Below are 13,460 nucleotides of genomic sequence, written 5' to 3'. Positions count from 1 at the left end.
AACTGTGCAGTGACACGTAACACCTGGATGTTTGCAGCTGGCGCTGCCGCGCTCTTTCTGACGGCTTGCCAAGAACCTGAAGTGATCCTTGTAGGGGAACGCGAAGATCTGTTTGAGCAAGCTGAGAAGACAGAAAATCAAAGCCCTGCACTGCGTCTCTCATCACAATCTCACAATGCCGCCTGGACGCATCGTATCGGCACTCAAAAGTACCGCGTCGCGAATGCCGCGTTGTCTCAGCGACCAACATTGGCTTGGTCCACCTCCATCGGGCAAGCAGAATCGCGCAAGAACCGCATCACCGCGGATCCGGTCATGGCGGATGGTAAGATCTTTACGGTCGATGCGCTTGCGACGGTTTCTGCGATAAACACGGCTGGCGAAACACTTTGGAGCAAAGATCTTACGCCCTCTCGTGACAAGGCTGGTCAGGCCTCCACTGGCGGGCTTGCTTATGGCAATGGCACATTGTTTGTGACCACGGGCTACGGCAGTCTACGTGCGCTTGATCCGGCCAGTGGTGCCGACCTGTGGGAACAGGAATTTCAAGCCGTTGGGAGCGGCTCACCAACTGTTTATGGTGATCTGGTTTACGCGGTCTCCGGCGACGCTACCGGCTGGGCTTTGGAAGCCAAAACCGGGCGCGTGGCGTGGCAATTGATTTCCATTCCAACGGTGCAGAACATTCAGAGCCCTGCCGCGCCTGCGGTGACGGATCGTTATGCGATTTTCCCCTATGGCTCTGGCGAAATTCAGGCGGCTTTCCGTCAAGGCGGCGTGGCGCGCTGGACGGCGAGCCTGTCTGAAACGCTTCCGGGCCGCTCCATCAATACGATCGGGGACATTTCAAGTGATCCGGTTGTGGCTGGCAATACGATCTATGTTGGCAATCATTCCGGGCGTCTTGCGGCCCTTGATATTGAAACCGGTGCACGGAAGTGGACTGCGGATTATGGTGCGCTGAGCCCCGTATTTCCCGCAGGCGGATCGCTGTTTCTTGTGTCGGAGCGCAATGAACTGCTGCGCTTGAATGCCAGCACTGGAGAGCGGATATGGGGGCAACAACTCCCACAGTTTGTTTCCAACAAACCGCGCAAACAATCTGAAATGCACGCTCACTATGGACCAGTAGTGGCAGGTGGGCAGCTTGTTGTGGCATCCTCAGATGAGTTGATCCGTTTTTATGATCCGCAATCCGGCGCGTTGACCTACACGGTTGAATTGCCCCATGGGGCTGCCACCAATCCGATTGTGGCGGGGGGCGTTCTTTACGTTGTGAACCGCAAAGGCGAATTGTACGCTTTCCGTTGACGCAATAATGGTATATCGGGGCGACTTCAGACGTTCCGGAGATCTGTCATGAGTTTCTCGCTCGCCATTGTGGGCCGCCCAAATGTGGGCAAATCCACGCTTTTCAATCGCCTTGTTGGCAAAAAACTCGCGCTGGTGGATGATCAGCCGGGGGTGACGCGTGATTTGCGCGAAGGCGATGCCAAACTGGCCGACTTGCGCTTTACCGCGATTGATACCGCTGGTCTGGAAGATGCCACTGATGACAGTCTGGAAGGGCGCATGCGGCGTCTGACGGAACGGGCGGTGGATATGGCCGATATCTGCCTTTTCATGATTGACGCGCGCGCTGGGGTCACGCCCACCGATATGATTTTTGCGGAAATTCTGCGAAAACGCGCCACACATGTGATCCTTGCGGCCAACAAAGGCGAGGGCAAGGCGGCGGATTCCGGTGTGCTTGAGGCCTATTCTCTGGGGTTGGGTGAACCCATCCGCCTATCGGCGGAACATGGGGAAGGTCTCAATGATCTTTATGCGCAGTTGATGCCGATTGCCGATGAATTTGCCAAACGCGCCGAAGCCTTGAACGACGATGTGGAGACAGACGTTGATCTTGAGGAGCATGAGGCGGATGCCGAGCTTGATCCGGATGCGCTTCTGCCGTCTCAGCTGATTACGGAGAAAAAGCCGCTGCAAATTGCGGTGGTTGGACGCCCGAATGCGGGCAAATCCACCTTGATCAACAAGATCATTGGCGAGGATCGCTTGCTGACGGGGCCTGAGGCCGGGATCACGCGTGATGCGATCAGCCTGCGTACCAATTGGGGGGAAACCCCAATGCGGATTTTTGACACCGCTGGCATGCGCAAAAAGGCCAAGGTGCAGGACAAGATTGAAAAACTGTCTGTCGGTGATGGTCTGCGCGCGGTGAAATTTGCGGAAGTGGTGGTCGTGCTGCTGGATGCGGCCATTCCCTTTGAGCAACAAGATCTGCGAATCGCGGATCTGGCAGAGCGGGAAGGCCGCGCTGTGATTGTTGCCGTGAACAAATGGGATATTGAGGACGAGAAGCAGGAGAAACTGCGCGATCTCAAAGAGGCCTTCAACCGCCTGCTGCCACAGCTGCGTGGGGCGCCTTTGATCACGGTTTCTGCCAAAACCGGCCGTGGGTTGGAGCGTCTGCGGGATGCCATTCTGCGGTCCTACGACACTTGGAACCGGCGCGTTCCGACAGCACAGCTCAACCGTTGGCTCGTGGAGATGTTGCAGCAGCATCCGCCACCCGCACCACAGGGCAAACGCATCAAGCTGCGCTATATGACACAGGCCAAAACCCGTCCTCCGGGATTTGTGGTCATGTGCAGCCATCCCGACAAGATACCGGAGAGCTACTCTCGCTATCTTATCAATGGGTTGCGTGAGACATTTGATATGCCCGGAACGCCCATTCGTCTGACGATGCGCGGACAGGGGGATAAGAACCCCTATAAAGGCAAAAAGAAATCCACGCCGTCGCGTTTGCGCAAACACATTAAGGGGCGCAACGCACCACACTAAAGGCGTCGTTTCAACGATAGGAATAAGCACCCGCGCAACTGCGCGGGTGTTTTGCGTCGGGTTGCCGCCACGGGGTGCATTGAGCCGACTCAATTTCACGCTATAGTTAACAAAGTTGATCCAAAGATCTGGACCAGCGTATTTTGAAGCATACCCAGCCGGTCTCAGCGGCGAGGTAGAAACTTTATTGGCGAAAAGGGGTTTGCGATGGAGATTCGCGGGCGCTTGAAAGACTTTACTGTGCAGGACGATCGTCTTGGTGCGATCAGTTTCTTTGGCACCTTTGTATTTTACGTCGCAACGCTTTATCTGGCGATTGCCTTCCAGACCATGTGGTATCTGCTGTTGCCCTTGATGGCACTGAACGGTCTTTCAGCTGTGCGGCTGTACGTTTTACAGCATGACGCGGGCCATGCCTCGCTCTTCAAAACGCGCAAGCACAATGATCTGGCAGGGGAGGCGCTTTCGCTCGTGACTTTCGCGCCCTATGCGGCCATGCGGCACAATCACAATATGCATCACAGTCATCTGGGCAATCTCGATCACCGCGATACCGGGGAAATCCATACGATGACGTTGCGCGAATGGAATACTGCCGGTTTTTGGGAGCGGTTGCAGTATCGGCTGTACAGAAATCCTTTTATATTGATCCCCTTGGGAAGTCTTTTCACCTATTTTATCCGGTACCGCTGGCCCAAGAACGCGCAGACCATGTGGCGTTCCGTGGTACTGCACAATCTGGCTGTTTTTTCCTATATGGGGCTGATCTATGCTTTGGCGGGCTGGACAGGGGTATTGATCTGGTTTCTGAGTTCGTTCTTTGGCGGTATGGTGGGGGTGTTCATGGTGTATCTTCAGCATAATTTTGAAGACACCTATTGGGATCGCCGTCCTGATCTGGATCCACGTCTGGCGGCTTTGCAGGGCTCTTCTGCGCTGGATCTTGGGTGGTGGATGGACTTGGCCAGCGCCAATATCGCCTATCACGACATCCATCACTACAATGCGCGGATTCCGCATTATAATTTGCGCAAATGCCATCAGATGCTCAGGCAGGAATTTGACTTGCCCACCATTGAGTGGCCCGAAGCGATACGCTCTTTTTCACTCAAGCTTTGGGATGAAGAGCAGGAGCGGCTTGTGCCATTTCCGAAAACACGCGCCCAAGGTGCCGTACCGGCAGAATAGGGCGGGGGCCAGCCCCCGCACCCCCGGGATATTTGTGGTCAAATGAAAAGCGCGGTCCGGTTGGGCCGCGCTTTTTGTTGTTTAGATCAATACGCCCTCTGCGTTGAGGGTGGTTTTTCCTCCGAGGTAAGGCGCCAGCACTTCGGGCAGAATGACGGAGCCATCCGCCTGTTGACCGTTTTCCAGCACCGCAATCAGGCAGCGGCCCACCGCGAGGCCGGAGCCATTCAGCGTGTGGACATATTCCGGCTTGCCTCCGTCCGCTGGGCGGAAGCGGGCGTTCATGCGGCGCGCCTGAAAATCACCGGTGGTGGAGACAGAGCTGATCTCGCGATAGGTGTTCTGGCCCGGGATCCACGCCTCAATGTCAAAGGTGCGGCGTGCGCCAAAGCCCATGTCACCGGTGCAGAGCACCACGGTGCGATAGGGAATGCCGAGCTTTTCCAGAATGTCTTCGGCGCAGCGCAGCATGCGTTTCTGCTCGTCTTCGCTGTTGTCCGGATGGGTGATCGAAACCATCTCGACCTTCTCAAACTGGTGCTGGCGCAGCATGCCGGAGGTGTCTTTGCCCGCGCTGCCCGCTTCCGAGCGGAAACACAGGGAATGCGCGGTCATGCGGATCGGCAGGGCGCTTTCTTCGAGGATGTCATTTGCCACGGAATAGGTCAGCGGGATTTCCGAGGTGGAGATCAGCCACCAGCCATTGGTGGTCTGATAGCTGTCTTCGGCAAATTTGGGCAGTTTATCGGTGCCAAACATTGCCTCATCACGCACCAGCACCGGGGTGTTGATTTCGGTCAGCCCGTTTTCATCCACATGGGTGTCGATCATGAATTGCGCCAGCGCGCGGTGAATGCGCGCCACTGCGCCTTTGAGCATCACAAACCGTGCGCCAGAGATTTTGGCGGCGGTTTCAAAATTCATGCTCGCAGCCACGCCGCCGATTTCAAAATGTTCCACCGGGGTGAAATCCATTTCGCGCGGGGTGCCCCAGCGGTTGATTTCGACATTGTCGTCTTCATCCGCCCCATCCGGCACATCCGCGGCGGGCAGGTTGGCAATGCGCGCCAACGCGTCATTGAGCTTGGCGTCAAGCTCCTTGGCCTCATTCTGCATCGCCGCAACTTCGGATTTCTTCTCACCGACAAGGGCACGCAGCCGTTCAAACTCGGCCTCGTCGCCTTTGGCTTTGGCAGCGCCCACATCTTTGGCGGCGGCTTTCTGAGCGGCCTGCGCAGCCTCAGCGGCGGCAATCTTGGCGCGGCGCTCCTCGTCCAATGCGAGCAGGGAGGATGACATGGCCGCATCCCCACGGCGGGTCAGGGCGGCGTCAAAAGCGGCCGGGTTCTCGCGGATCGCTTTAATGTCATGCATCTCTCTATTCCTTCATGCTTGAGATGAGTCGTTTGCTCCCCCTGCTTATGACCGAAATCTTGGTTAATCGTAACCATCGGTGATGTTGGCAGGGCTGTCTGTGCTCTTAAGTGTGTTTCGCCGTAGGTCAAGGGCTTTGACGCCTTGCAAGTGACGCCAAGCCCACATAGGTTCCCAGCGACTTTGCGACGCCTAAAGCGCGCGCCAATTAGAGGGAAGCTCACCTATGCAAGAAATCGGCTCGTTTCTGCCGCTCATTCTGATCTTTGTGATCATGTATTTCCTGCTGATCCGTCCGCAGCAGAAGAAAATGAAAGAACATCAAGCCATGGTTGCGGCAGTGCGCCGTGGTGACCAGATCGTGACCCAAGGCGGCCTGATTGGGAAAGTTTCCAAGGTGAAAGACGACAATGAGGTCGAAGTTGAGCTGGCGGAGAATGTCAAAGTGCGTGTGGTGAAATCCACCATCGCATCGGTGACGTCCAAAACCGAGCCAGCCAAGTCCGAATAAGTAGAAAAACAAGACCAACAGGGCATCTGACATGCTGCAAATCGACCTTTGGAAACGGGTCCTGATCATGCTCACCTGCGTGGTGGGTCTGCTTCTGGCCATGCCAAACGCGTTTTATCCGAGGGTCGAGGCCCATAATGACGCCGTTGCCGACCTGGAGGCGGGGCTTTCTGGAAATGGGATTGAAGAGCTGGCGGCTGGCTGGCCTTCTTTCTTGCCCAGTCGCCTCGTAAATCTGGGGTTGGATCTGCGCGGTGGGGCGCATCTTCTTGCCGAAGTGCAGGTCGCGGATGTCTATGAAAACCGCATGAAAAGCATGTGGCCTGAGGTGCGCGATCTGTTGAGTGCCGAACGCGCCACGATTGGCACCATTCGTCGGCAGCCATCCCCTGCAGATGAGCTGCGTGTGAAAATCTCCAAACCTGAAGCCATTCAACAGGCGGCGTCTCTGGTGCGGGGGCTGTCACGCCCTGTGACCTCTCTGACCGGTGCTGGCGCCAGTGATATTGTTGTGTCAACGGACGGCGACATCATTGTTGTGCGCCTGTCTGATGCGGAAAAACTGGCCACGGATGATCGCACGGTGCAGCAGGCGCTTGAGATCATTCGCCGCCGTATTGACGAGGTGGGCACTCGCGAACCCACAATCCAGCGTCAGGGGGCGGATCGGATCCTCATTCAGGTGCCCGGCATCGGCTCTGCTTCTGAGCTGAAAGGCATTATCGGAACCACGGCGCAGTTGACCTTCCATCCTGTTGTTGGGCGCGCGTCTAGTGCGGATGCGACGGCAGGTGCGGGCAATGAGGTGCTGCCTTCCTTGGATGAAGAGGGCGTGTTCTACATTGTGGAAAGCGCCCCTGTGGTGACGGGTGAAGACCTGGTCGATGCCCAGCCAACATTTGATCAGAACAACCGCCCAGCGGTATCCTTCCGCTTCAACCCCACAGGGGGGCGGAAGTTTGGCAATTATACCGCAGAAAACATTGGCAGCCCCTTTGCCATCGTGCTGGACGGGGAGGTGATCTCCGCACCTGTCATTCAGGCGCATATCGCAGGTGGCTCTGGCATCATCACCGGACGATTCTCTGTTGAAGAAAGCACCAACCTTGCAGTGCTGCTGCGCGCAGGGGCCTTGCCGGCTGGATTGGAATTTCTTGAAGAGCGCACTATTGGTCCTGAGCTGGGACAAGACAGTATTGAGGCCGGTCGCATCGCATGTATCGTGGCCTTCATTGCGGTGCTGGTCTTCATGTTCTTGAGCTATGGCCGCTTTGGGCTCTATGCCAATATCGCTTTGATCATCAATGTTGGGCTGATCTTTGGGTTGTTGAGCCTGATCGGGGCTACGCTGACCTTGCCCGGCATTGCAGGCATTGTTTTGACCATCGGTATGGCGGTTGACGCCAATGTTCTGATCTTTGAGCGTATTCGCGAAGAGCTGAAATCTGCCAAAGGTCCGGCCCGCGCCATTGAGCTTGGCTATGAAAAGGCGCTCTCCGCCATTCTGGACGCCAATATCACAACCTTCATCACCGCTGTGATCCTGTTTGCGATGGGCTCCGGCCCGGTGCGCGGATTTGCGATCACGCTCGGCCTTGGCATCCTCACCTCCGTTTTCACCGCGATCTTTGTGACGCGCTTGATGATCGTGATGTGGTTTGAACGCCGCCGTCCTAAGACCATTGAGGTATAATGCCATGCGTTTGAGACTTGTTCCGCAAGACACCAAATGGGATTTCTTTTCTCGTCCAACCCTCTGGCTTGGCATCTCTGGTGCCCTGATGGTGGCGGCTCTGGTGAGCTTCTTTGTTCAGGGGTTAAATTTTGGCATCGACTTCCGGGGGGGGACAACCATCCGGACGGAAAGCACACAGGAGGTGGTGATTTCGGAGTATCGCGATGCGCTGGTGCCGCTTGAGCTGGGCGATATTTCGATCACGGAGGTGTTTGACCCCACCTTTGAAGAAGATCAGCATGTGACCATGATCCGCATTCAGGCGCAGGAAGGGGCGGAATCCGTAACCTCAGATGTGATTGAACGGATCGAGGCGCAGCTGCAAACCGTTGCGCCGGACATTTCTTTTGTTTCCGTTGAATCCGTGGGGCCAAAGGTGTCGGGTGAGTTGATCAAGACTGCGGCCATTGCGGTTGTGCTCGCGATTGGGGCGGTGTTGGTCTACATCTGGCTGCGTTTTGAATGGCAATTTGCCCTCGGCGCTGTGGCGGCGCTGGTGCATGATGTGGTGCTCACGATTGGGGTGTTTTCTGAGCTTCAGATCCGCTTTGATCTCGCCATTATCGCGGCTCTGCTGACCATCGTCGGTTATTCGCTGAACGATACGGTGGTGGTTTTTGACCGTGTGCGGGAAAACCTGCGCAAGTTCAAAAAGCTGGAGCTGAAAGAGGTTTTGAACCTGTCCATCAATGAGACGCTGAGCCGCACAGTGATGACATCGGTCACCACGCTTTTGGCGTTGATTTCGCTCTTTGTGCTGGGAGGCGATGTGATCCGGGGCTTTGTTTTTGCAATGATCTGGGGCGTGATCGTGGGGACATATAGCTCGATCTTTATCGCCTCTGCCGTGTTGTTGAAGCTCGGCGTGAAGCGGGATTGGTCCAAGCCGGACAATACCGCTGGCAATCAGTTTGCCAATATCGATGCCTGAAGTCCTGACCCAGGCACTGGCCGTTGAGGGCCTTGCCTGGGTCGCGCTTGCCGCCTTTGTGGCGGGCATTGTGCGCGGATTTGCCGGATTTGGCACCGCCATGATCTACCTTCCGATTGCAGCGCAGGTGATGGAGCCGCTCTGGGCGATCATGACGCTTGCGGCCATGGATATCATTGCGCCTTCGGTGCATATTCCTGCGGCGTTGCGCGATGGCCACCGGCGTGACCTGATGCGGTTGATGATCGGGGTGGTGACTATGATGCCGGTGGGGCTTTGGCTGCTGGATCGGACCGATCCACAGATCTACCGCTATCTTGTGTCCGGTCTTTCCCTGATCATGCTGGCGGTTTTACTGACCGGATTTCGCTACCGGGGCGCGGTGACGCGGCATATGGTCTATGGGATTGGTGGGGCAGGCGGGCTTCTGGGCGGTGCCGCCGGACTGCCGGGACCACCTGTAATCTTGTTTTACATGGCCAGTCCGCATGGACCGAAAGTGATCCGGGCAAATACCTCTGCCTATCTGTTCTTCTATGACATCCTACTTCTGATCGTGGTTTTTGGATTGGGGCGGTTTGACAGCACGCCTTTTGTTTTGGGATTGATTCTGTCTCTACCGGCCATGGCCGGGAACCTTTTGGGGGGCTGGCTCTTTCATCCCGACTATGAGCGGCTATACAGAGGGGTGGCTTATATGATCATTGCCATGGCTGCGCTGTCTGGTCTGCCGTTTCTGGACGGTCTGGGCACCCACTAGCAGCTTTCTGAGAGGAGACCATTATGCAGATGACAGAAGTGACTTTTGCAGACGCCATACCAATTGACAGCTATGGCCCCGGTTTTTTTCGCATTGGCGGAGAGGTCATTGAAGGGGGCGCGATCATCCATGCCAAGGGCGCGCGCTCATGGAATGGCGTTGAGGATGTAGACGCGATTTTGGCGCTAAAGAGTGAGATCGATTTTATCCTGATGGGCACAGGGGCCACAATGGCACCGGTCGACAGCGCTTTTCGGCAGGTTTTGGAAGAAGCCGGTATCGGCGTGGAGCCCATGGCATCGCCCTCCGCCTGTCGGACCTATAATGTGCTGGTCAGCGAGGGGCGGCGGGTTGCCGCTGTGATGCTGCCTGTGCTGGAGGGCTGACAGCAGCAGAATGGGGGCGTGAAGCGCAGAGGCTCCCGCCAAAAACCTTCTCATCTTTGATGAGTTGTTTTTGTTGGGCATGGCTCAGCTGCGCTGAGCCTGAGCGCGCCACATAAAGCCTGGGCACCATCGCAGCGCAAACCTCTTGATGCGTCAAAAGGTTGCTCTTTTGCTTGTGAATGGGATCAGCTAAGGGGAAACCATGGTTTTGCAGGTGAAAAATCTCAGCGTGGCACGTGGCGGTGTGGCTGTTTTGGAAGGGGTGAGTTTTACGCTCGCGCCCTCAGATGCACTTGTGGTCAAAGGGCCAAACGGCATTGGCAAAACAACGCTTCTGCGCACTGTGGCCGGGTTGCAGCCTGCATTCAAAGGGACAGTGGAGGCCTCTGAGGACAGTCTGGCCTATGCCGCGCATAGCGACGGGTTAAAATCCATGCTGAGCGTGGCGGAGAACCTTGAATTCTGGGCCCATGTGTTTGGACAGAACGACATCACGCAGGCGATTGATGCCTTTGATCTCTCAGATTTGCGCAACCGCCTGGCTGGGAGCCTATCTGCTGGACAAAAGCGGCGTCTGGGTCTTGCCAGACTTTTGGTAACTGCGCGGCCAATCTGGATTTTGGATGAGCCCACGGTGTCCCTTGATACGGCCTCTGTGGCCCTGTTTGCACAAGCTGTGCAGAGGCATCTTTCCTCTGGTGGCAGCGCCCTGCTTGCCACACATATCGATTTGGGGTTGCAGGCAAATATCTTGGATGTTGGGCCTTTTAAGGCGGTTGCCGGGGCAACAGCGATCAGCGGCTATGATGAGGCCTTTCTATGAGAGCTTTGTTGAAGCGGGATTTGATACTGGCCTTCCGCGCCGGTGGCGGATTTGGACTTGGGATTGCCTTCTTCCTGATTGTGGTGGTGCTTGTGCCTTTCTCCGTGGGGCCAGAAAGTGGACTGTTGACCAAAATTGCCCCCGGTGTGCTGTGGTTGGGGGCTTTGCTGGCCTGTCTTTTGTCATTGGACCGAATTTTGGCCTTGGATTGGGAAGACGGCACTTTGGATTTGATGGCGACTGCGCCGCTGCCGCTGGAGGCCGTTGTAACGGTCAAGGCGCTGGCCCATTGGATGACCACGGGGGTGCCGCTGGTTGTGGCTGCGCCGCTTTTTGGCGTGCTTTTGAATTTGCCGCCTCAGGGCTTTGTCTGGCTGGTGGTGTCATTGACGCTTGGCACGCCTGCGCTCAGTGTTATTGGCACCTTTGGCGCGGCGCTGACGGTCGGGCTCAAAAGGGGGGGCTTGTTGCTGTCTCTTTTGATTTTGCCGCTGTATGTGCCCACGCTGATCTTTGGGGCGGAGCTTGCGCGCCGGGGTGCTGAGGGGCAGGCGGTGAGCACGCCGCTGCTGATGTTGGCGGGGATCAGCTGTGGTGTGATTGCGCTTTTGCCCTTTGCGAGTGCCTTGGTATTGCGGGTAAATTTGCGCTAGCCTGACGGTGGGTTTAACCCATGTCAAAGCGCATGGGCGGCTCTCATGAAAGTGAGATGCAAGACGATGGATAGCAAGATAGGACGGCCATATGGGATCGATCTGGGAATACGCCAATCCGGTGAAATTCAGCCAAACCGTTTCGCGGTTTCTGGCACCGGTGGCGATGGGCGCGACGGTCTGTTTGGTGATTGGTCTGGTCTGGGGATTTTTCTTCACGCCGGATGATTTCAGGCAGGGTGCGACAGTGAAGATTATATATCTTCATGTGCCTGCTGCGCTCATGGCGATCAATGCATGGTTTATGATGCTGGTGACCTCCCTGATCTGGTTGGTGCGGCGGCATCATGTCAGTGCTTTGGCGGCCAAAGCAGCCGCCCCCATTGGTGTCACTATGACAGTGATTGCTCTGATCACCGGGGCGATCTGGGGGCAACCGATGTGGGGCACATGGTGGGCATGGGATCCGCGTCTGACATCTTTTCTGATCCTGTTTCTGTTTTACCTTGGCTACATCGCCTTGTGGGAAGCTATTGATGATCCGGATACGGCGGCTGATTTGACCTCCGTGTTGTGCATTGTTGGCTCCGTCTTTGCGGTATTGAGCCGCTATGCGGTGAACTTCTGGAACCAGGGCCTGCATCAGGGAGCATCGGTCATGCGGGCCGGGGCGATCACGGGCACAGACACCGAAGAGAAAGTCTCCAATGTGTTCTTTTACCCGCTGCTGGTTTGCATCATCGGGTTCGTCTTACTTTTCGTGGCGCTTGTTTTGCTGCGCACACGTACAGAAATTCACAAGCGGCGCACACGCGCGCTTTTGGCGCGGGAGCGTATGGCATGATGCCTGATCTTGGAAAATACGCAGAGACCGTTCTGTCGTCTTATGCGGTCTCTATCCTGCTGATCGTCGGATTGGTGTGGTGGAGCGTGCGTGCCGCGCGTAAAGCTAAACTAGCTCTAGAGGATGTGGAGGCGCGCCGCAAATGAGCGAAGACAGTCAGTCCAAAAAGAAGATTTCGGTTCTGATGATCCTGCCGCCTTTGTTGTTTGCAGGGTTGGCGGCTTTGTTTCTGTGGGGGATGCAACGGGATAACCCCGATGAGTTGCCAAGTGCACTTGTGGGGCAACAGGCGCCTGAGGTGGCCCTGTCTCAGCTGGGCACCAAGGCGCTCTGGGGGAATGAGGAGCTGCGCCAAGGCAAACCCACATTGGTCAATTTCTGGGCCAGCTGGTGTGGGCCCTGTCGTGTGGAACATCCAAATCTGGCGCAATTGCAGGCAGAAGGGCTGACTATTCTTGGCGTGAACTACAAGGACGCGCCGCACAATGCTCTGAGCTTCCTGGAAGAGCTGGGGGATCCCTATGAGGCTGTCGGTGCGGATGACGCAGGGCGGCTTGCGCTGAACTGGGGCGTCTACGGCGTGCCGGAAACCTATCTGATTGATGGTGAAGGCAATGTGGTTTTGCGGATTGCTGGGCCTGTGACCCAACGCGAAGTTGAGGGGCGCCTGCGCCCGGCACTGGACGCTCTGAAATAACTTAGAGCTTTCCGTCGTTTCTTATCAGAGCCGCGTTTGTAAAAAGGCCCCTATGGGGCCTTTTTGTTGTCGTTTGGACCTGTCAGCCCTCAATCATATCCGCGCGGGTGGCGTGACGTCCGCCCTCAAATTCGGTTGCAAGAAAGGCATCAACCAATTCAAGCGCCAGGCTTTCACCGACGATGCGTGCGCCAATGGAGAGCATATTGGCGTTGTTATGGGCCCGGATCATCTTGGCAGAAAATGTATCCATACACACGCCGCAACGGATGCCTGGCACTTTGTTGGCCGCCATCATGATCCCTTGACCGGTGCCACACAGAATGATCCCCAGATCGCTCTGACCTGATACCACATGTTCCGCCGCAGCTTTGCCATGCAGAGGGTAATGGGTGCTTTCGGTTGTCACCGGGCCGATGTCGGTGACGTTATAGCCTTGTTGGGTGAGGTGGTTGGCAATGGCCTGGCGCAGATCGATGGCAGCGTGATCGCTGGAAAGAACGATGCGTTTCTGGGTCATGGAGGCAGATCCTTGGTTGCGAAGCTGTCTGACCCATAGGGCTATACGCCTGAAAGCGCAATTGTTGCGCAGTGGTTGCGAAGGCAATTCTATGGTGAAACGGCTTTGACCTTATATGTGACAGCGACGTTGCGTCTTGCTCACTGATTTCTCTCGAAACCTTGATTGGCATCTCATCAATTGACGTC

General features: G+C 56.2%; 15 protein-coding genes. 13 read left to right on the top strand and 2 right to left on the bottom strand.

Annotated elements, in window-relative coordinates; all coding sequences use genetic code 11:
- The first annotated feature begins 9 nt into the window (after nucleotides 1-9).
- From J7382_RS06510 to J7382_RS06500, 3 genes are all read left to right on the top strand, one after another.
- Nucleotides 10-1,311 carry a PQQ-binding-like beta-propeller repeat protein gene (locus J7382_RS06510; protein WP_348540011.1) on the top strand — a complete coding sequence of 434 codons (1,302 nt, stop codon included), beginning with the start codon at nucleotides 10-12 and terminating at the stop codon, nucleotides 1,309-1,311.
- A gap of 48 nt (nucleotides 1,312-1,359) precedes the next feature.
- Nucleotides 1,360-2,850, top strand: a complete 1,491-nt coding sequence (der, locus tag J7382_RS06505; protein ID WP_209068124.1) for a ribosome biogenesis GTPase Der — start codon at nucleotides 1,360-1,362, stop codon at nucleotides 2,848-2,850.
- 207 nt (nucleotides 2,851-3,057) lie between these two features.
- A complete protein-coding gene (locus tag J7382_RS06500; protein ID WP_209068115.1) occupies nucleotides 3,058-4,038 on the top strand; it encodes a fatty acid desaturase in 981 nt (326 codons plus the stop codon).
- Between the two features lie 81 nt (nucleotides 4,039-4,119).
- Here J7382_RS06500 and serS read toward each other — a convergent pair whose 3' ends face one another.
- Nucleotides 4,120-5,412: a serine--tRNA ligase gene (gene serS, locus J7382_RS06495; RefSeq protein ID WP_209068113.1), complete on the bottom strand. Its 1,293-nt coding sequence runs from the start codon at nucleotides 5,410-5,412 to the stop codon at nucleotides 4,120-4,122.
- Between the two features lie 226 nt (nucleotides 5,413-5,638).
- Here serS and yajC point away from each other — a divergent pair, with 226 nt between their 5' ends.
- The 10 genes from yajC (at nucleotide 5,639) to J7382_RS06445 (ending at nucleotide 12,752) form a co-directional block, all read left to right on the top strand.
- On the top strand, nucleotides 5,639-5,923 hold the full coding sequence (yajC, locus tag J7382_RS06490) for a preprotein translocase subunit YajC (RefSeq protein WP_209068110.1): 285 nt from the start codon (nucleotides 5,639-5,641) through the stop codon (nucleotides 5,921-5,923).
- A 31-nt stretch (nucleotides 5,924-5,954) separates the two neighbouring features.
- Nucleotides 5,955-7,616 (top strand): protein translocase subunit SecD, encoded by a 1,662-nt coding sequence (gene secD, locus J7382_RS06485; protein WP_209068108.1) that lies wholly within the window; start codon nucleotides 5,955-5,957, stop codon nucleotides 7,614-7,616.
- A 4-nt stretch (nucleotides 7,617-7,620) separates the two neighbouring features.
- Nucleotides 7,621-8,589: a protein translocase subunit SecF gene (gene secF / locus J7382_RS06480; RefSeq protein ID WP_209068106.1), complete on the top strand. Its 969-nt coding sequence runs from the start codon at nucleotides 7,621-7,623 to the stop codon at nucleotides 8,587-8,589.
- Complete coding sequence (locus tag J7382_RS06475; protein ID WP_209068104.1) at nucleotides 8,582-9,349, top strand: sulfite exporter TauE/SafE family protein; 768 nt, start codon at nucleotides 8,582-8,584, stop codon at nucleotides 9,347-9,349. The genes secF and J7382_RS06475 overlap by 8 nt, the downstream gene beginning before the upstream one ends.
- A 23-nt stretch (nucleotides 9,350-9,372) precedes the next feature.
- Nucleotides 9,373-9,735 carry an Mth938-like domain-containing protein gene (locus tag J7382_RS06470; protein WP_058240984.1) on the top strand — a complete coding sequence of 121 codons (363 nt, stop codon included), beginning with the start codon at nucleotides 9,373-9,375 and terminating at the stop codon, nucleotides 9,733-9,735.
- A gap of 202 nt (nucleotides 9,736-9,937) precedes the next feature.
- Nucleotides 9,938-10,558, top strand: a complete 621-nt coding sequence (gene ccmA / locus J7382_RS06465; protein ID WP_209068102.1) for a heme ABC exporter ATP-binding protein CcmA — start codon at nucleotides 9,938-9,940, stop codon at nucleotides 10,556-10,558.
- Nucleotides 10,555-11,211: a heme exporter protein CcmB gene (gene ccmB / locus J7382_RS06460; RefSeq protein WP_209068100.1), complete on the top strand. Its 657-nt coding sequence runs from the start codon at nucleotides 10,555-10,557 to the stop codon at nucleotides 11,209-11,211. Before ccmA ends, ccmB begins: the two co-directional genes overlap by 4 nt.
- 91 nt (nucleotides 11,212-11,302) lie before the next feature.
- The gene (locus J7382_RS06455) at nucleotides 11,303-12,055 is read left to right on the top strand and encodes a heme ABC transporter permease (protein ID WP_058240987.1); all 753 of its coding nucleotides are present in this window, start codon (nucleotides 11,303-11,305) and stop codon (nucleotides 12,053-12,055) included.
- Nucleotides 12,052-12,201 (top strand): heme exporter protein CcmD, encoded by a 150-nt coding sequence (gene ccmD / locus J7382_RS06450; RefSeq protein WP_209068098.1) that lies wholly within the window; start codon nucleotides 12,052-12,054, stop codon nucleotides 12,199-12,201. Before J7382_RS06455 ends, ccmD begins: the two co-directional genes overlap by 4 nt.
- Nucleotides 12,198-12,752 (top strand): DsbE family thiol:disulfide interchange protein, encoded by a 555-nt coding sequence (locus J7382_RS06445; RefSeq protein ID WP_247744868.1) that lies wholly within the window; start codon nucleotides 12,198-12,200, stop codon nucleotides 12,750-12,752. Before ccmD ends, J7382_RS06445 begins: the two co-directional genes overlap by 4 nt.
- Before the next feature lie 82 nt (nucleotides 12,753-12,834).
- On the opposite strand, the gene rpiB is transcribed toward J7382_RS06445, so the two are convergent.
- Complete coding sequence (gene rpiB / locus J7382_RS06440; protein WP_209068092.1) at nucleotides 12,835-13,272, bottom strand: ribose 5-phosphate isomerase B; 438 nt, start codon at nucleotides 13,270-13,272, stop codon at nucleotides 12,835-12,837.
- Nucleotides 13,273-13,460: the final 188 nt, after the last annotated feature.

It is taken from the genome of Shimia sp. R11_0, assembly GCF_017744035.1.
In the GTDB taxonomy this organism is placed as follows: Bacteria; Pseudomonadota; Alphaproteobacteria; order Rhodobacterales; family Rhodobacteraceae; genus Shimia; species Shimia marina.
Note: the sequence above shows the minus strand (reverse complement) of the source record. Positions and strands in the feature narration are given on the sequence as shown.